Raw genomic sequence first — 15,835 nt, 5'->3', positions numbered from 1 at the left:
ATGGATCATCTGGAGCGTGACCAACTGTTCGTCGCCCTCACACGACCGCAAATGTTCGCTGGCGTCACCTATAGCTATTTCGTCGGCAACGCGGTGATCGCGACCGAGTTGTTCCTGATCTTCAAGTCCGCCTGGGTGCTGGCCATCGCGCTCGCCGTGCACCTTGCCGGCGTGCTGCTGTGCCTGCGCGAGCCGCGCTTCTTCGATCTCTGGTTGACCCGCGTCGGCCGCTGCCCGCGCGTGCGCAACCATGGCCTGTGGCGATGCAATTCCTACCGGCCCTGACCCGCGACAGGAAGATCGTCGCAAGGGAAGCGCCGGCAGGGCGGCATCTGCCCTATGCCGCGCATGTCGACGATCATACGATCCAGACACGCCACGGCGTGTTGATGCAGTTCCTCCATCTGCGGGGACTGTTGTTCGAAACGGCCGACAGCGAGGAAATCAACTATCGCAAGCGCCTGCGCGACGCGATGCTGCAGACGATCGGCTCCTCCCAGTTCGCGCTTTACCACCATGTCGTGCGCCGGCAGGTCGAACCCGAGCTCGACGCCGTGTTCGCCGATGCGTTCTCGCAGCGGCTCGACGACGCCTGGCAAGCGCGGCTTTCGCGCAAGAAGCTCTACGTCAACGACCTGTTCCTGACACTGATCCGCAGGCCGTTACAGGGCCGGATCGGCCTGCTCGATCGACTTCGCGGCACCGGCGTCGCGCAGGACGGCACGCGCGGCCTGCGCCAACTCGATGCGGCGCGCGAGGCGATGATGGCGGCGCTTGGCAGCTATGAGCCCCGGTTGCTGAGCGTGTATGAGACCGAGCAAGGGCCCTGCTCCGAGCCGCTCGAGTTTCTATCCAGCCTGTTCAATGGCGAGACCCGGCCGGTGCGGCTGCCGCGCCAGGATATCGGTGCGTATCTTCCCTATCGCCGGATCAGCTTTGGTCAGGAGGCGATCGAGCTCGCCCCCGTCGGTGCACTGCCGCGCAGCTTCATGGGACTACTCTCGATCAAGGATTATCCAGGGCAAACCGCGGCGGGCATGCTCGACGATTTGCTCCGCCTGCCGTTCGAACTGACAATCTCGCAGAGCTTCGGCTTTGTCGAGCGCCAGGCAGCGCTTTCCCGGATGAATCTGGCGCTTCGCCGAATGCGCTCAGCCGAAGACGAGGCCGTTAGCCTGCGCGCTGATCTCTCCAGCGCCAAGGACGATGTCGCCGCCGGTCGCGCCGGCTTCGGCGAGCATCATATGACAGTCGCGATCCGCGGGCAGACACTGGCGGAGGTCGATGAAGGCGTGGCCGAGGTCCATGCGGCGCTCGCTGATATGGGCATCATCGCGGTACGCGAGGACATCGCGCTCGAGCCGGCGTTCTGGGCGCAGTTCCCGGGCAACTTCAACTATATCGCCCGTCGCGGGCTGATCTCGACCAGCAACTTCGCCGGCTTTGCCTCTGGGCACAACCTGCCGCAGGGCAAGGCATCCGGCAACCATTGGGGACAGGCTGTCACGCTGCTCGAGACCACGGCTGCCGGCCCGTACCATTTCAACTTCCACCAGGGCGATCTCGGCAATTTCACGATCATCGGCCCCTCGGGCTCGGGCAAGACGGTGGTCCTCAACTTCCTGCTGGCACAAGCGCGCAAGTTCGCCCCCCGCATCGTGTTCTTCGACAAGGATCGGGGCGCCGAGTTGTTCCTGCGCGCGATCGGCGGACGTTACGATGTGCTGCGGCCTGGGACGCCCTCGGGACTGAACCCGCTCCAGATCGACGACACACCGGCAAATCGCCAGTTCCTGATCGACTGGGTGGCGCTGCTTGCCGGCGGCGCTGACATCGAGGAACTCGCCCAGATCAAGGACGCGATCGACGCGAGCTTCGGGCAGCCCCTCGAACAGCGACGCCTCCGCCACCTGGTCGAGCTGTTCCGTGGCGGCCACCGGCCCCATGGCCACGACCTCTGGGCGCGGCTGCGCCCCTGGTGGGGCGATGGCGAGCGCGCCTGGTTGTTCGACAATGCGGCCGACGAGACTGATCTCACCGCCGCGACGGTGGGGTTCGACATGACCCAGATCCTCGACGACCCGGCATTGCGTACCCCGGCGATGATGTACCTCTTCCACCGGGTGGAGGAGCGGCTCGACGGCACACCCGCGATCATCGTTGTCGACGAGGGATGGAAGGCGCTCGATGACGAGGTTTTCGTTCGCCGGATCAAGGACTGGGAAAAGACCATCCGCAAAAGGAACGGCGTGGTCGGTTTCGCCACGCAGAGCGCGCAGGATGCGCTGGAGAGCAAGATTGCCAGCGCCATCATCGAACAGGCCGCGACCCAAATTTTCATGGTCAATCCCAAGGCACGTGCGGCTGATTATATCGAGGGCTTCGGGCTCACCGAGCATGAGTTCGCGCTGGTTCGCACGCTGCCGGACAGTTCGCACTGCTTCCTGATCAAGCATGGTAATGAGAGCGTGGTCGCGCGACTCAACCTCAGCGGCGAGGAGGATTTGCTCACGATCCTCTCAGGTCGCGAACGTACTGTCCGCCTGCTCGACGAAATTCGCGCTACCACCGGTGATGATCCAGAAATATGGCTGCCGCAACTCATGGCACGCACATGAACACCTGTCCGGGGATCGCCGACAACACGTTCCTCGAGAGCGTGCTCACATCAATCGACTGCCAGGCGCAGACGCTGGGTGCGCAAGGCTACCAGGCGATGGCGGCGCCGGGCTCTTCGCTTTCGCTGCTCCTTGGCGGCATGCTGACGATCTTCATCGCGCTGATTGGCTATCGCATGATCCTCGGCGAGACACCGTCGGCGCGCGACGGCGTCATCGCCTTCGTCAAGGTCGGTATCGTTTTCGCGCTCGCGATGAGCTGGGCAGCCTATCGCACCCTCGCCTATGACGTCGTGTTCCATGGGCCCGCATCGCTGGTCTCCGATATCGGCGCACCGGCGGGCCTGCCGGGTACCAGTGGTGGGATCGTCGGCCGGTTGGGTCAAGTCGATCGTGCGATACAGGAACTGGGTCGATTGGGGCCGGGTTCGGCGATGATGGCAAGCCGTCCGCAGGTCGACAATGGGCAGGCATCGGTTGTAACGCAAGAAGTCAGCGATCCGCCGAGCATCTTCAGCCCTTATGGGCTGGGCACCGCCCGCATCGTGTATCTCACTGCTACTATCGCGGCTTTTGCTGCCGTCCGGCTGGTCGCAGGGTTGCTGCTGGCGCTTGGGCCGCTGTTCATCGCTTTTCTGTTGTTCGACGGTACTCGATCGCTTTTCGAAGGTTGGATGCGCGGCCTGCTTGGCGCGGCGCTCGGCGCGATTGCCGTCACCATCTTGCTATCGGTCGAACTGGCCCTGCTCGAGCCCTGGCTTGGCTCGCTCATCCTGCGACGGCGCGGCGATCTGCTGATCGGCGGCGCCGCAACCGAACTGCTGGTGGTAACGCTCGCCTTCGCGCTGACGCTGGTTGCTGGCCTCGGGATGGCCGCGCGGTTCGCCATGGCCTTTCGCTTGCCACTCGCACTGCGAGCGTTGCCCGAGCGCCTTACCAACAGCCTCGGCGAGGCGGCATCAAAGTCCCGGCCGCTGCCGGAACGCACCTCATCGCCAGCAGAAAGCCATTCTCGCGCCGCAGCGGTTGCCGAAGCGGTTGCGCAGGTCGAGCGTCGCGAAGCGCGCGGCCGGGACAACGCGGTGGCGAACCAGACCGCCATTCTCCAAAGCGCGCTTCAGCCACAGCGCGGCAACGCCGCGCAGCCGCTTGGTCAACAACATCGCCGACGGACGCGCGGACGCATTTCCGCCAGTGCCGGCCGCAGGGATCAAAAGCCATGAAGAACAAAGCGCGCGAAGCGCTCGACGCCTATTATCACGAAGCTGGCAGCTGGGCCGAGGATCAGCGCTCGGCGCTGGAGAAATCCAGGCGCGCCGCCTGGATTGTAGCCGGCGGCGCGTGCGGGGTCGCCGTGCTGGAGGCGCTGGCGCTGGTTTTCCTGACCCCGCTCAAGACGGTGGAGCCCTATACGCTGCTCGTCGACAAGCAGACCGGGTTCGTCCAGGCTCTCCAACCGGTCAACGCACAGCGCATTGCCCCCGACAGCGCACTCACTCAATCCTTCCTCGTCCAATACGTCATTGCCCGCGAGAGCTTCGACATCAACGCGCTCCAGGCGAATTACCGCAAGGTATCGCTCTGGTCCGAGGGGCGCGCCCGCAGCATGTATATCGCGAGCATGCAGGCATCCAATCCGGACAGTCCGCTTGCCCGTCTGCCCCGCAGCAGCATCGTCGAGACGCGGGTGAAGAGCGTAAGTCCGCTCGGCGGAAATCGGGCCATGGTGCGGTTCGATACCATCCGCCGCGACGCCAACGGTCGCCAGCTGCCGGCGCAGCCATGGGTGGCGGTGCTCGCCTATCGCTATTCGGGCGAGCCGATGAGCCTGGAAGATCGGTTCCTCAACCCGCTCGGGTTCGAAGTGACTGCCTATCAGCGCAACCCCGAGGCCTTCCCCAGAATCGATCCAGCCACTCAGCCGATTGTCGCGGCACCTAACACGGAGCCGGTCGCTCCCAAAGATGTGCCCGCCGCCGCCCCCACCCCATCGGTAGCAACGCCGTGAAATACGCGCTCCTTTTCCTGGTCCTCCTGGCGCCTTCCGCAGAGGCGCAGATCCGGCCGCGCCCCACCGGCGCAAACGCGCATGTCCAGTCGGTGGATTTCATCGCCGGCCAGGTCGTTCAGCTGCAATCAGCACCTGGCTATCAGCTGATGGTCGAGCTAGCCCCGGACGAGCATGTCGAAAATGTCGCGCTTGGCGACAGCGCCGCGTGGCAGGTGAACATCAATCATGCCGGCAATCGTCTGTTTCTCAAGCCGCTTCAAGCAGGTGCCAGTACCAACATGACGGTCGTAAGCGATGCCCGGCTCTATCTGTTCGACCTGACGACGATCGCCACCCCGGAAGCAGACACGCCCTACACGGTAGAATTCCGCTATCCGGCCCCCGTCACGCTTGAGCGCATTCCCGGGAGTCCTGGTACAACGCAGCCCGAGACACCGCCCGTCGGGCGCTACAAGCTTCGTGGCGACAAGGGCCTCAGACCCGCCGGAATTCACGATGACGGCGTACAGACCTATATCGAATTCGCCCAAGGCGTTCCGCTGCCGGCGATCTACGCGATCGACGGACGAGGTCGCGAGACGCTCGTGAACGGCATGATGCGCGACGGACGGATGGTGGTGGACAGCGTCGCAGAGGTGCTCGTCTTCCGCATCGACAGGCGCAAGGCGACGGCCACCCGCGTCATCTTGGAGCAGAACTGATGGCGCAGGTCCCTCCCGCATCGTCGCCGCAGCCCGAGTCCACCGCCTCGGCCCTGCCCGTCGTCGCCAGGCAATCGACCGGACTGCCGCTCTGGCTGATCCTGGGAGGCGCCGTCGTGGCTGCGATGCTGCTCTTCATCGTCCTGGATGCACGACGCCGTTCCGTCATGGCGCCGGCAGTGCGTCCACGCAGCGTCGACGCGATATCCTCTCCTGCCCCGCCGCCCACATTGTACATTCCACCTGAGCTGACGCCGGCGCAGTCAATCGTGCCGGCCCCGCTATCTCGGGCGCCTGCACCAACCCTGCAGCAGCTGCCCGCTCCCGTTCGGGCAGAACCGCAGCGCCTGATCCAAGAGCCAATCACCACCACCATACAAGGCAGCACAATACCGCCACAGCCGCCGGCCCGAGTTGCAAGCGGGTCCGCGCTCATGATCGACACGAGCAGCGCGCCCGCAGGCGCGGAATCGCCAGCATCCGCGGGCGGCGAGCAGGGAGGGAACGAAGCAGGTTCGGGTAAGATCGCTGGAACGCGAGTTGGCGCGGGCGTGCTGGCCAGTCGAACGCTTACCGTCGCACAGGGAACTCTCATCCCGGCGGTTTTGGAGACAGCACTCGATTCCACCTTGCCCGGGCTCGCCCGCGCCGTCGTTTCGAGTGACGTGAGGGGTTTCGATGGCACACGCGTGCTCATCCCGCGGGGCAGTCGCCTGATAGGAGAATATGGTGCGACCACTGAAAGCGGCCAGAACCGGATGCTGGTCAACTGGCTGCGCCTGATCCGGCCAGACGGGGTCACCATCGCAATCGGATCGCCTGCCGCCGACCCGGTAGGGCGTGGTGGCGTCCGCGCGAAGGTGGACTCCCATTTCTTCGCACGCTTCTCGGGCGCTATTCTTCAATCCGTCCTCGACGTTGGTGTGAACCTCGCCTCAAGGTCGGCCAACTCGCCCGTCATTGTTGCCCTGCCGGGAACGGCCGGATCGATCCGCCAGACCGTCACGCCCAATCAGGTGCGCCCGACGCTCAAGGTGAAGCCTGCGACGAGCATTTCAGTCTTCGTCTCAAGAGATCTCGACTTCACGGGAGTTGAGACGCCATGATGCCGGGCCGACATAATGACGTTCGAGTGTGTCGAGGCAGATCGTTAAAGGGGGGAAACTATGGCGTTGGAAATCATACATCGTGCGCCGGGCATTGTACTGACCGCGTTCTCGACGCTCCTGCCACTGGAAGCGTCAGCGCAGAGCGTGACACAGTATTCCTATGATGCGCAAGGGAGACTGATTGGCACCCAGCAGGGTGAGGGCGTCACGTCAGACTACACCATGGACCCAGCGAGCAACCGAACACGCGTCCGGGTGACACCGCAATTTCCAATGGCTTGGTCAGCGACAGATCCGGCCATCGGACATTATGTTGGGCGCGCTGAAGGGAGCGCCTGGTCGGCAAGCGCAACCGACGCTGCCAGCTTCATGTCGTTCGGTCCGTACACTGCGAACGTCTCCGTTGGGTCGCATGTCGCGGCCTTCAGAATGCTGGTCGACAACAACATAGCGAACAATGCGAACGTCGTGCTACTGGACGTCTTTGATACCACGTCTTTGACCACGTTGGCATCTCGGCAGGTGACAAGACGGGAGTTCAAGGCCCCCTTTGCCTATCAGGTCTTCGAAATTCCCTTTGTTCTGGATGCTTCGCGAGCAGGGCATGCCATTGAATTTCGTGTCTGGTATCAGCAACAGTCCTATGTCCGTATAGAACGTGTCGGCTATCGTTGACTCACGGATGACGAAGACGAGCGCAGGCGTGTCGGGCAGGCCGGATCGTATGTTTCTGGAGGCGTACCTGGCGCCACTTGCGCCCATTTTGTTCCGCTCGGACGTCACCGACATCTATGTCAATCGCCCGGAGGAGGCTTGGGCAGAGACGCTGGGCGGCGCGGTTGAGCGGTTTGACGTGCCTGCGCTCGATGCCGCGACGCTCGACCGTCTTGCACGGCAGATCGCCGCCCTGTCGCATCAGGGCATCAGCCGGGAGCACCCTCTGCTCTCGGCCACGCTGCCGGATGGGTCACGGGTCCAGGTGATTGCGCCACCCGCGACCCGCGGACCGATGGCCATCGCAATCCGGAAACACCTCTCCTCCGATCTGAGCCTTGCCGACTATGTCGAGGCGGGGGCATTCAATCAGACCCGATTGGGTACTGTCTCCCAGCATATCCCGGAGGAGGACCGGCTGAGGCGGCTGCTCGACGCCGGTGATATCCCGGCGCTGCTGTCTGGCGCGGTCCGCGAGCGCAAGAACATTCTGGTCTCGGGCGGCACCTCCACCGGCAAGACGACCTTCCTCAACGCGCTCATTCGCGAGATCCCGGCACATGAGCGCTTGATCCTGATCGAGGACACCCCCGAGCTTCAGCAGCATCACGACAACCTGGTTGGCCTGCTGGCCGTGCGCGGCAGCCTTGGAGAAGCACGGGTGAGCGCCACCGAGCTGCTCGCCGCATCGCTGCGCATGCGCCCCGACCGCATCATCCTCGGCGAGCTGCGCGGGGAGGAGGCCTACACCTTCCTGCGCGCCATCAACACGGGGCACCCCGGCTCAATGAGCTCGGTGCATGCCGATTCGGCCGAGCGGGCGATCGAGCAGATCGTGCTCCTGGTGCTACAAGCCGGAACCCAGCTCAGCCGCGATGATGTTCGCCACTACGTGCGCAGCACAGTCGATGTGTTCGTGCACCTGGCTCGGACGGGTGGCCGCCGGCACGTTGCCGAAGTGGTTTTGGCGTGATCGGGATCATCGCAACGCTATCGCGCGCATCCGGTCCGTTGACCGAGCCGCCCTCCGTCAGTCCGTTTCTGAATGCGAGCAGCTGGGTTTTGGAGACACTGCTGGGGACGCTCGCTACGTCTGTTGCGGTGATTGCCGTGGCGATACTCGGGCTCCTGCTGCTGACGGGACGGGCAAATATCCGACACGGGCTGACTGTCCTCGCAGGCTGCTTCCTGCTCTTTGGCGCGGCCACCATCGCGAGGGGGATCCGCGACGCTTTGGAGGGCCGCATCGGCGAGGACAATCGAGCGGTAACCGGCAGTGTCGCCCCCTCCCCCCTTTCGGTGATCGCCACGCCCACCCCAGCTCCAAGAAGCCAACCTTACGATCCCTATGCGGGCGCTGCCGTGCCGCAACAGCACTGACGTTGACGCTCAAACAGCCAGCATACTTCCTGCCGTATTCAGCTCATATCCCGATATTGAGCCCACGGCTTCGTCCGCGGCCGATGAGGTCTGCCAAGCTTTGACCCACACTCTTTCCGGGTATTTCGGGCAAGCCGAGCTGCGCCTTCCGGTTGCGCAAAATGGACTCGACCTGCGGATCGCGCTCAAGGCTCTTCGCCATACCGATCATCCGGTTGCCGACGTTGTTCGCGGCGGTGGTCTCATGGTCTCGCAACAAGAGCCGGCGCTGCCGTTCCAATGCCTGCCAGCGCTGCACGAAGGCGTCGGCGCGAAGTTGCGGATCGACACGAATATCTTCTTCGAACTGCATGGCGCGGATCGACCTGGCCCCCTGGCCTTCTGACGCTTCCTGGATTAGACTTGGATCGTTGGAGAACGCCAGCTCAAGACCGCGCGCGGCATACGGAGCAAGCGCATTCAGCGCTGCACGGCTCGCCTGGAGCTCCTCGCGCTGTGCGTGGGTGTGGCGGTCACCAACACGATTCGCGAAGCGCATCGCGCGGACAATCGTCGCATGGCGCTGCACGGCCCGCGACGGCACGATCACGGGTTCAGGCTGCGGCGCCTGCTTGGGCGCCAATGGCTGCACCGGTGGCGGCACTTCGGGCGATACCCGCAGCTTCAGCCCGGCAAACATGTCGCGCTTGGGTGCCGGCTGCAGGGCCGGAACCGGCGGCGGCAGCACGATCTGCCGACGTTCTGCGAATTCGGGCGCGTAGTCCGACGCCATATCCTTGACCCGCTCGCGCGACAGCGCCGCCGCCAGCGTCGCATGGCCCGAAAAGTCGTCTCGGCCATAATGGAGGTCCACACGCTCGCGGTGTCGGGACAATGCGACATAGGCGGCGTGCCGATCCAAACCCGGCGTCGCCAGCACATGCACCTCGTCGACGGTGACACCCTGTGCCTTGTGCACGGTCGCGGCGTAGCCATGATCGACCGCTGCATAGTCCTTGCGGTCGAAGGCGACCGAACCGCCATTGTCCAGCAGCACCGCCATTCGGGTGGCGGTGACGCTTTCGATACGCCCGAGCGATCCATTCTTGACGCCCAGGCTGCGCTCGTTGCACCCGAACATGACCCTGTCGCCAGCGGCGAACTGGCGTTCGCCCTTCTCGACCTGCCAAGGGACATCTTCATCCAGCTCGCCGTGTGCACGTAGCCGGTCGCGCGCCGCCCGATTGAGCGCCGCCACTTCGTCATTGGTATGGGTGAGGATGATCCGGCTGGCGCTGGGTGCTTCGTGCCGCCGCCTATTCCAGCGTTCGACCAACGCGGCACGCGCAGCTTCGCGCGTCTCGGCAACATGAAGTGCATCCTGCTGCCGGTGAGCCTCCAGCGCCTCGGCGGTGCGGCCGGTTGCTAGTTGCCGCGTCGCCAGCCGCTGCCAGTCCTCGCGCTGCCGGCGAATGTCGGTAATCTCGATGGCGCCGTGCCGTTCGGCCACCGATCGGAACGCTGCCCCCGCTTCGATCGCCTGCAACTGCTCGGGGTCGCCGACCAGCACGACCTTGGCGCGGCGCTTCTCGGCTTCGGCAATCACCCGCTCCATCTGGCGTGTGCCAATCATGCCGGCTTCGTCGATCACGAGGACCGACCTGTCGGTCAGCAACTCGCGCCCCTGCCCCCATTGATGCTCGATGCTGGCAATGGTGCGCGATGCGATGCCAGAGCCGCTCTCCAGATTCTCGGCGGCGATGCCGGACAGCGCCAGCCCCTGCACCTGATAGCCGGCGCTCTCCCATGCTTCGCGGGCAACGCCGAGCATCGCCGATTTGCCGGTACCGGCATAGCCAACGACCGCGCCCAGATCCCTTCCGCTGGTGATATGGTCAAAGGCGCTGCGCTGTTCGCTCGACAGCACTAACCCGCGCATCTCGGCGCGTGCCAGCGCAAGCTTGCGATGCTGTTCGTCCATGCCGTGCCCGCGACTGGCGTCCAGCTTCATCGTTGCGCGCTCCAGCCGCGCTTCGGTTTCGATCATGTCGCGGCTGGTGAAGCGATCTTCGCCGCGCCCGTCCTTGCCGAGCTTCACCAGTTCGGGCGACGCACGCACCGCCGCCATCACCTGGTCGAACTGCTCCTTCCCTTCGCTGTGGCGATGCACCAACATCGCCAGATCGCAGGTGGTGAAGGTGGCCTGGGTGCGGGTGATCGCATCCAGCGCCAGCGCCGGGTTGGCCAGCAGCTTCTCGCCATTGGCCCGCGCGATCTCGTGATGCTCTTCCAGCCGCTCCGACGTTAGGCCCTGGCCAGCCATTCGCGCCGCGGCCGGGCCGATCTTGTGCTGGGGTTCGAGGTCGACGCCCTGCGCCTCCAGCGAGCGGTGATCGACACGTGCATCGATATCCAATTCCGCCAGCCGCGCATTGACGTGCCCCGCCCAGCGCTCGCGCCATTTTTCCAGCAGGTCGGTGCGGTTCCAGTCGCGGTTCTTCTTGCCGAAGCCATCGGCATCCACCTCGCGCAACGCCAGCATGACATGCGCATGCGGTTTGGCTTCGCCATCGGCGCCGATATCCCAATGGACATTGAGATCGGCGACCATGCCGCGGTTCACAAACTCTGCTTGGACGAACTCGCGCGCTAGTCCAATGCCCTCGGCCTGGTTCAGCTCGCGTGGGATCGCGAATTCGATCTCGCGGGCAAGCTGCGCGTCCTTGCGCAGCTCGACGGCTTCGACGGCATTCCACAGCTTCTCGCGATCGGCGAGATGCTCAGGTGCACCGTCCGGCAGCAGCACTTCGGAATGCACGACGCCGGCCTTGTTCGAGAAGTCGTGATGCCGGTCGAGCCGCTGATCGTGCAGTCGGGAGGCCGAACGATAGGCGGCAGCGGCCAGCGCCGACGATCCGCTGGCGCGGCTGATGATCTTGGCCGAGAAATGGTAGATCGCCATAGCGACACTTCACTTACACTAAAACAAGCGACGTCGGCACGACGTATAAGCGCGCCCTCAAAAGATTTCATCTTTTTCGCGACGTGATCATCCCAAGATGTTTCACGACATTTGCGCTGATCGATGCAGTTCCTAAATCACCGAGCATCATCCATCAACTGCGGAGGGTTCGATGCGCAAACCACGTGACTTCGATTCGGAGCTGAAGGCGCTCGACAGCAAGGCGCGGCAGCTCAAACAAGCCAAACTCCAGCAACTCGGCGAGCTGGTCGTCGCGACCGGTGCCGATGCGCTGCCACACGAGCGCCTGGCGGGCGCGTTGCTCGCCGCTGTCAGCATGTCCGACTTGATCGTGCGGGAGGACTGGCGCCAGCGTGGCGCGGCCTTCTTTCAACGACAGGGGAAAGCTCGCGGCGGCGCTCGTTCGCGTGCGGCATCGGCTGCGGCAGCTGACGGCGGCAAGGCACCGGCTGGAAAGGCAGCGGGCGCGGGATGATACGCGAGAATGGGTGGTGAAGCGCCGCGAACGAACGCGCCAGCTGATCGAGCTGGGCGGGTTGGTTGCCAAAGCCGGACTGATCGAACTCACAGACGATGATCGCGCCGTATTGTTCGGTGTGATGATCGACGCTGCTGCTACGCTCAAAGGCGAACAACGGGATCAGGCGCTTACGTTATGGCGAAGACGTGGACGTCGCGCGTTCGAGCAGCTGCAGAATGAGTAATGTCGCCGCGCCTTCCAGCATATTTTAGCAGACGGCGTACGCACGCTCCTATAATCAAAAGGTCGGCAGCATGCCGAAAAACAAGGAGCAGGGACGCAGAATGTCTGAGCAGAGCAATACCGATCCCGTTGAACTCGCAAGCGACCTTACCATTGCCTGGCTATCGAACCCGAACAATCGCGCGTCGATGGACGATGTCTCCACGTTTCTTCGGAAGATGCATGCAGATGTGATGGAGCTTTCAGGTGGCGTCGCGAGCGCGGAAGGCGCGAGCGAAGAACCTGCTTCGGAAGAATTCACGCCTGCCGTCTCGGTTCGCAAATCGCTGGCCTCGAAAGACCACATCATCTCGCTGATCGACGGCAAGCCGTACCGGACGCTGCGCCGACATTTGAGCACGCACGGTCTGACGCCCGAGGAATACCGCGCGCGCTACAATCTGAAGTCCGATTATCCGATGGTGGCACCGACCTATTCGGAACAGCGCCGCGCGATGGCGCACAAGATTGGCCTTGGTGCCAAGGGCCGCGCAGCACGGAACGCGCCTGCCGAAACGCCAGCCCCAAAGCCCGCGCGCAAGCCGCGCGCTAAGGCGGCACCCACTGCCTGACCCCATTCGCGCGCCGAGGCTCGAAGCCTCGGCGCGCGACGATCATGCTGCAGCCGCTTGCTCCAGCGCGGCGATGCGCTCTTCGCAGATCACCTGCACCGCCTGCCCGAGCACTTCGACGCGCTCGCCCAGCCACGCCAGTTCCTCGGCGCTGATCCGGTAGTGCTTCGAATAGCGCGCCTTCACATAGGCAGCCTTGAGCTTCTCGAACCGCGAGCGGTCGCCACGCTGGTCGCGCGGCCACGCGTCGACCAAACGCGGATCAATGCGTTCGGCCTGGGTGCGCAGAAACCCCAAATTGTGGGTGTGCGGCGTGTAGAAAGTGCATACCAGTAAAACGCAGTGATAGAGGCTCTCGGCGGTCTGGTGGAGCTCAAAAGCGGTCTCGCGAGCGTGCCCCTTCTCCAAGCCAAAGCGCACGAAGTCATGTCTGCGCATCGCCGCCGAGAACCACTCTTCGAAATATTCCCGCGCCATCACCAGTGCCTGTTCCGGCGTCTTCGGCTTCGGCTCGTGCAGTTCGCTGGGATCGCTCTCGTAGAGCGCGATCCCATCGCGGGCGACGTCCATGAAGAAGTATCGCCCATGCGCGAGGCCGTCATTCACCTCGTGCAGGGTGTGAACGATGAAATTGACCGGCGTGCGCAGCGTCCTGGTGATCGCCAGTTCGCGGTTGAGCCGATCCTCGGCGGTCGCCCAGAATTCGACGCGGTCGGTGAGCTTCTCATTGTTGACGATGACGAGCAGGTCGAAATCCGACTGATAGCCCTTGGCGGTATGCGGCTCGTCGACCCAGCCGCCGCGCGCATAGCTGCCGTAGAGGATCACCTTGAGAATACGCGCCTGCTTTTTCCAGTCCTGTGTCGCGATGGCGATCGCGTCGCCAAACTCCTCGAACAGGATCTGGACGACACGCTCCAGCTCGCGCTGTTTGGCTGGGGGCAGATGGTCGAGGGTGGTCCTCATGGATCGATCCTAACGCGCTGATGCGGCGGCGTACACCTCACCCGATTTCACCGACCGAGGTGTCGTCTGGGTCATTGTCATTTGCCCCGCGCGGCGCGGTCGAGCGCGATCAGCACGCGGGCGAGCGTCTGTTCCACCTCCGCCACCGTGCAGCCATGCCGCTGAGCGGTTTGGACGCAGTCCAAATCGTCGAACCGCACCGATCCGAAGATTGCCCGATCCCGCTCGGGGAGCGCGCGAAACGCGCGGCGCATGCGCCGCAAACGAAGCCAGCGCATCATTGCCCCGCCTCCTCATCCGAGACGAACCCGAGCAGATAGTCAGCCGCCTTGCTGGCAGCACTCGCCGCCCGAAAGATCGCCTTTTCGTCCTCGCGCAGCACCGCCAGCCAGCTGCCGATATAATCGGCGTGCCGCACCGTTTTCCTGTCCTACAGCTGGAGGTCTCGTCCGATTTCGGGAATGGCGATAAGCCCCGCGTTGGCGATCGGTGGTTTCGGCTGTCCTCATCGGCAGCTTATGCCAAGATCGGACGTTCGCCAGGCCGAATGTGAACGACTGGGACTGGTCGTGACCGGCCACCCCGGGCATTATTGGCTGCGGCAGTCCATCGCGGATCCAAAGTCTGTCAGCAGGCGCATGTCAGGCCGTGCGAGCCAGTCGGTGACCGCCAAGGTGAGACGTGTCGCTAGTTTGCTTCAGGAAGCCGAACACGTGATCGGCCCAATCCTGCAGCACGCGCCTGCGCGGTGAGAGGTACAGCGCGCTATTATACGCGCTGCGGACGTCATCGCGGTCGACGTGAGCGAGCGCCATCTCGATCCAGTCGGATCGATAGCGCTCCGCTTCGTTCGCCCAGGTCGATGCGAGGCCGCGGAAGCCATGGACCGTCTGCCGCCCGCGATAGCCCATGCGGTAACAGCCATAGATCATCGTGTTCTGCGAAATGGACTGCCCAAGCTTGTCCCCGCCAAAGACGTACATGCCGGTCGAGTAAGTTCGAACGTCTTCGAGCAGAGACACGACCTGAGGCGAGATGGGTACGATGTGTTCGCGCTCCATCTTCATTCGCGCCGCTGGCACGCGCCAAAGCGGCTCCGACCCGTCGAGCCCCTCGAACTCGTCCCAGCGGGCGAGCCGCGTCTCGTTGGTACGTGCCCAGGTCAGCAGCGTGAACAGCAACGCCGCACGGGTGACAGCACGCCGCCTGGGGTTCTCCTCGCCGTCGTAGTTATCGATCGCGCGCACCAGCGCCGGCAGCTCCTGCAGGCCCACCCGCGCCATGTGCCGCACCCGCGGCTTCGGCTTCAGCAGGTCAGATAGATAGGCCGCCGGGTCCTGATCCGCCCAGCCCTGCGGAATGGCAAAGCGATAGATCTGGCTGACATGCTGCTTGATTCGCCGGCTGACGTCGAGCGCGCCGCGCGCTTCTACGGTCCGCACCATGGCCAGCACGTCGGCACTGGTGATAGACCGAAGCGGCCGATCGCCGATCACCGGAAAGGCATCCCGCTCGAGCCGCGTCATCAGCCGCCTGGCGTGGCCGTCGTCGAGATTGCCCTCGCGGTTCTCATGCCAGGCACGCGCCGCCTGCTCGAAGGTCTTGCCGACCGGCGACTTGTTGCTGGCGCCTGGGTCCCTGCCCTGCCCCAGCGCCACCCTGGCCTCTGCGCGGCGGAGCCGCGCCTCAGCAAGGCTGAGGTCGGGATAGCGGCCGAAGGAGAGCAGCTTCTCCTTGCCGTCGAAGCGGTACTTCATCCGCCATAGCTTAGAGCCATTGGGCCGAACGAGCAGGTACAGGCCCTCGCCGTCGGCGAGCTTGTAATCTTTCTGCCGCTTGGTCGCGTAGCGGACTTCGAGTTCCTTGAGCGCCATCTGGGGGTACTCCGCTGGGGTTGCGGCGATTACCCCAGAAAATACCCCCAAAAGCAAATCGACGTCCTGGCGTTCGGTGGGGTCCAAAGGAGCCATCTGAGACGACGCGACTCGGGCGCAAGCTTCGGAAAACAGGCATAAAAAAGCCGCCTCAGGATGTCCTGAAGCGCTTTGGTATGTCGGTGT

General features: G+C 64.0%; 16 protein-coding genes and 1 pseudogene. 12 read left to right on the top strand and 5 right to left on the bottom strand.

All coding sequences use genetic code 11. The features are described 5' to 3' along the window. The 9 genes from ACX40Y_RS12205 to ACX40Y_RS12165 are packed head-to-tail and all read left to right on the top strand — an operon-like array spanning nt 1 to nt 8,533. The gene (locus ACX40Y_RS12205) at nt 1-285 is read left to right on the top strand and encodes a VirB3 family type IV secretion system protein (protein WP_459119844.1); all 285 of its coding nucleotides are present in this window, start codon (nt 1-3) and stop codon (nt 283-285) included. Beyond that, the gene (locus ACX40Y_RS12200; RefSeq protein ID WP_459119843.1) at nt 264-2,618 is read left to right on the top strand and encodes a VirB4 family type IV secretion/conjugal transfer ATPase; all 2,355 of its coding nucleotides are present in this window, start codon (nt 264-266) and stop codon (nt 2,616-2,618) included. The genes ACX40Y_RS12205 and ACX40Y_RS12200 overlap by 22 nt, the downstream gene beginning before the upstream one ends. Next, nucleotides 2,615-3,841 (top strand): type IV secretion system protein, encoded by a 1,227-nt coding sequence (locus ACX40Y_RS12195; RefSeq protein WP_459119842.1) that lies wholly within the window; start codon nt 2,615-2,617, stop codon nt 3,839-3,841. The genes ACX40Y_RS12200 and ACX40Y_RS12195 overlap by 4 nt, the downstream gene beginning before the upstream one ends. Beyond that, complete coding sequence (locus ACX40Y_RS12190; RefSeq protein WP_459119841.1) at nt 3,838-4,626, top strand: VirB8 family type IV secretion system protein; 789 nt, start codon at nt 3,838-3,840, stop codon at nt 4,624-4,626. Before ACX40Y_RS12195 ends, ACX40Y_RS12190 begins: the two co-directional genes overlap by 4 nt. Continuing rightward, nucleotides 4,623-5,330, top strand: coding sequence for a TrbG/VirB9 family P-type conjugative transfer protein (locus tag ACX40Y_RS12185; RefSeq protein ID WP_459119840.1), 708 nt, complete (start codon nt 4,623-4,625; stop codon nt 5,328-5,330). The genes ACX40Y_RS12190 and ACX40Y_RS12185 overlap by 4 nt, the downstream gene beginning before the upstream one ends. Continuing rightward, entirely contained in the window at nt 5,330-6,436 is a 1,107-nt protein-coding gene (locus ACX40Y_RS12180) for a TrbI/VirB10 family protein (protein WP_459119839.1), read from the top strand. Before ACX40Y_RS12185 ends, ACX40Y_RS12180 begins: the two co-directional genes overlap by 1 nt. A 60-nt stretch (nt 6,437-6,496) precedes the next feature. Continuing rightward, a complete protein-coding gene (locus tag ACX40Y_RS12175; RefSeq protein ID WP_459119838.1) occupies nt 6,497-7,114 on the top strand; it encodes a hypothetical protein in 618 nt (205 codons plus the stop codon). Between the two features lie 7 nt (nt 7,115-7,121). After that, a complete protein-coding gene (gene virB11, locus ACX40Y_RS12170; RefSeq protein ID WP_459119837.1) occupies nt 7,122-8,126 on the top strand; it encodes a P-type DNA transfer ATPase VirB11 in 1,005 nt (334 codons plus the stop codon). Continuing rightward, nucleotides 8,123-8,533, top strand: a complete 411-nt coding sequence (locus ACX40Y_RS12165; RefSeq protein ID WP_459119836.1) for a TrbC/VirB2 family protein — start codon at nt 8,123-8,125, stop codon at nt 8,531-8,533. The genes virB11 and ACX40Y_RS12165 overlap by 4 nt, the downstream gene beginning before the upstream one ends. Before the next feature lie 43 nt (nt 8,534-8,576). Here the strand turns inward: ACX40Y_RS12165 and traA are convergent, their stop codons facing one another. Beyond that, nucleotides 8,577-11,474, bottom strand: a complete 2,898-nt coding sequence (traA, locus tag ACX40Y_RS12160; protein WP_459119835.1) for a Ti-type conjugative transfer relaxase TraA — start codon at nt 11,472-11,474, stop codon at nt 8,577-8,579. 172 nt (nt 11,475-11,646) lie between these two features. Between traA and ACX40Y_RS12155 the strand changes: the two genes are divergently transcribed. The 3 genes from ACX40Y_RS12155 to ACX40Y_RS12145 all read left to right on the top strand — a co-directional run bounded on the left by ACX40Y_RS12155 (nt 11,647) and on the right by ACX40Y_RS12145 (nt 12,809). Continuing rightward, a complete protein-coding gene (locus tag ACX40Y_RS12155; RefSeq protein WP_459119834.1) occupies nt 11,647-11,970 on the top strand; it encodes a conjugal transfer protein TraD in 324 nt (107 codons plus the stop codon). A 13-nt stretch (nt 11,971-11,983) separates the two neighbouring features. Then, nucleotides 11,984-12,199, top strand: coding sequence for a conjugal transfer protein TraD (locus ACX40Y_RS12150; RefSeq protein WP_459119833.1), 216 nt, complete (start codon nt 11,984-11,986; stop codon nt 12,197-12,199). A 100-nt stretch (nt 12,200-12,299) separates the two neighbouring features. Then, nucleotides 12,300-12,809: a Ros/MucR family transcriptional regulator gene (locus tag ACX40Y_RS12145; protein ID WP_459119832.1), complete on the top strand. Its 510-nt coding sequence runs from the start codon at nt 12,300-12,302 to the stop codon at nt 12,807-12,809. Nucleotides 12,810-12,851: 42 nt separating this feature from the next. On the opposite strand, the gene ACX40Y_RS12140 is transcribed toward ACX40Y_RS12145, so the two are convergent. The 4 genes and pseudogenes from ACX40Y_RS12140 to ACX40Y_RS12125 form a co-directional block, all read right to left on the bottom strand. Further along, the gene (locus ACX40Y_RS12140; protein ID WP_459119831.1) at nt 12,852-13,775 is read right to left on the bottom strand and encodes a HEPN domain-containing protein; all 924 of its coding nucleotides are present in this window, start codon (nt 13,773-13,775) and stop codon (nt 12,852-12,854) included. Between the two features lie 77 nt (nt 13,776-13,852). After that, entirely contained in the window at nt 13,853-14,056 is a 204-nt protein-coding gene (locus ACX40Y_RS12135) for a sigma factor-like helix-turn-helix DNA-binding protein (RefSeq protein ID WP_459119830.1), read from the bottom strand. Then, nucleotides 14,053-14,196: pseudogene (locus ACX40Y_RS12130) on the bottom strand (zincin-like metallopeptidase domain-containing protein); the annotation flags it as partial. The gene ACX40Y_RS12135 and the pseudogene ACX40Y_RS12130, both read right to left, overlap by 4 nt. A gap of 220 nt (nt 14,197-14,416) precedes the next feature. After that, nucleotides 14,417-15,736, bottom strand: coding sequence for a tyrosine-type recombinase/integrase (locus ACX40Y_RS12125; RefSeq protein ID WP_459119829.1), 1,320 nt, complete (start codon nt 15,734-15,736; stop codon nt 14,417-14,419). Between the last annotated feature and the right edge of the window lie 99 nt (nt 15,737-15,835).

The organism is Sphingomonas sp. RS6, assembly GCF_054489705.1.
This window is presented reverse-complemented; position numbering and strand designations above follow the sequence as displayed.

Coding starts and splice junctions, on each gene's coding strand:
- traA (WP_459119835.1), bottom strand. CDS start 11,474: ATGGCGATCTACCATTTCTCGGCCAAGATCATCAGCCGCGCCAGCGGA.
- ACX40Y_RS12205 (WP_459119844.1), top strand. CDS start 1: ATGGATCATCTGGAGCGTGACCAACTGTTCGTCGCCCTCACACGACCG.
- ACX40Y_RS12200 (WP_459119843.1), top strand. CDS start 264: ATGCAATTCCTACCGGCCCTGACCCGCGACAGGAAGATCGTCGCAAGG.
- ACX40Y_RS12145 (WP_459119832.1), top strand. CDS start 12,300: ATGTCTGAGCAGAGCAATACCGATCCCGTTGAACTCGCAAGCGACCTT.
- ACX40Y_RS12195 (WP_459119842.1), top strand. CDS start 2,615: ATGAACACCTGTCCGGGGATCGCCGACAACACGTTCCTCGAGAGCGTG.
- ACX40Y_RS12155 (WP_459119834.1), top strand. CDS start 11,647: ATGCGCAAACCACGTGACTTCGATTCGGAGCTGAAGGCGCTCGACAGC.
- ACX40Y_RS12140 (WP_459119831.1), bottom strand. CDS start 13,775: ATGAGGACCACCCTCGACCATCTGCCCCCAGCCAAACAGCGCGAGCTG.
- ACX40Y_RS12175 (WP_459119838.1), top strand. CDS start 6,497: ATGGCGTTGGAAATCATACATCGTGCGCCGGGCATTGTACTGACCGCG.
- ACX40Y_RS12180 (WP_459119839.1), top strand. CDS start 5,330: ATGGCGCAGGTCCCTCCCGCATCGTCGCCGCAGCCCGAGTCCACCGCC.
- ACX40Y_RS12190 (WP_459119841.1), top strand. CDS start 3,838: ATGAAGAACAAAGCGCGCGAAGCGCTCGACGCCTATTATCACGAAGCT.
- ACX40Y_RS12135 (WP_459119830.1), bottom strand. CDS start 14,056: ATGATGCGCTGGCTTCGTTTGCGGCGCATGCGCCGCGCGTTTCGCGCG.
- virB11 (WP_459119837.1), top strand. CDS start 7,122: ATGACGAAGACGAGCGCAGGCGTGTCGGGCAGGCCGGATCGTATGTTT.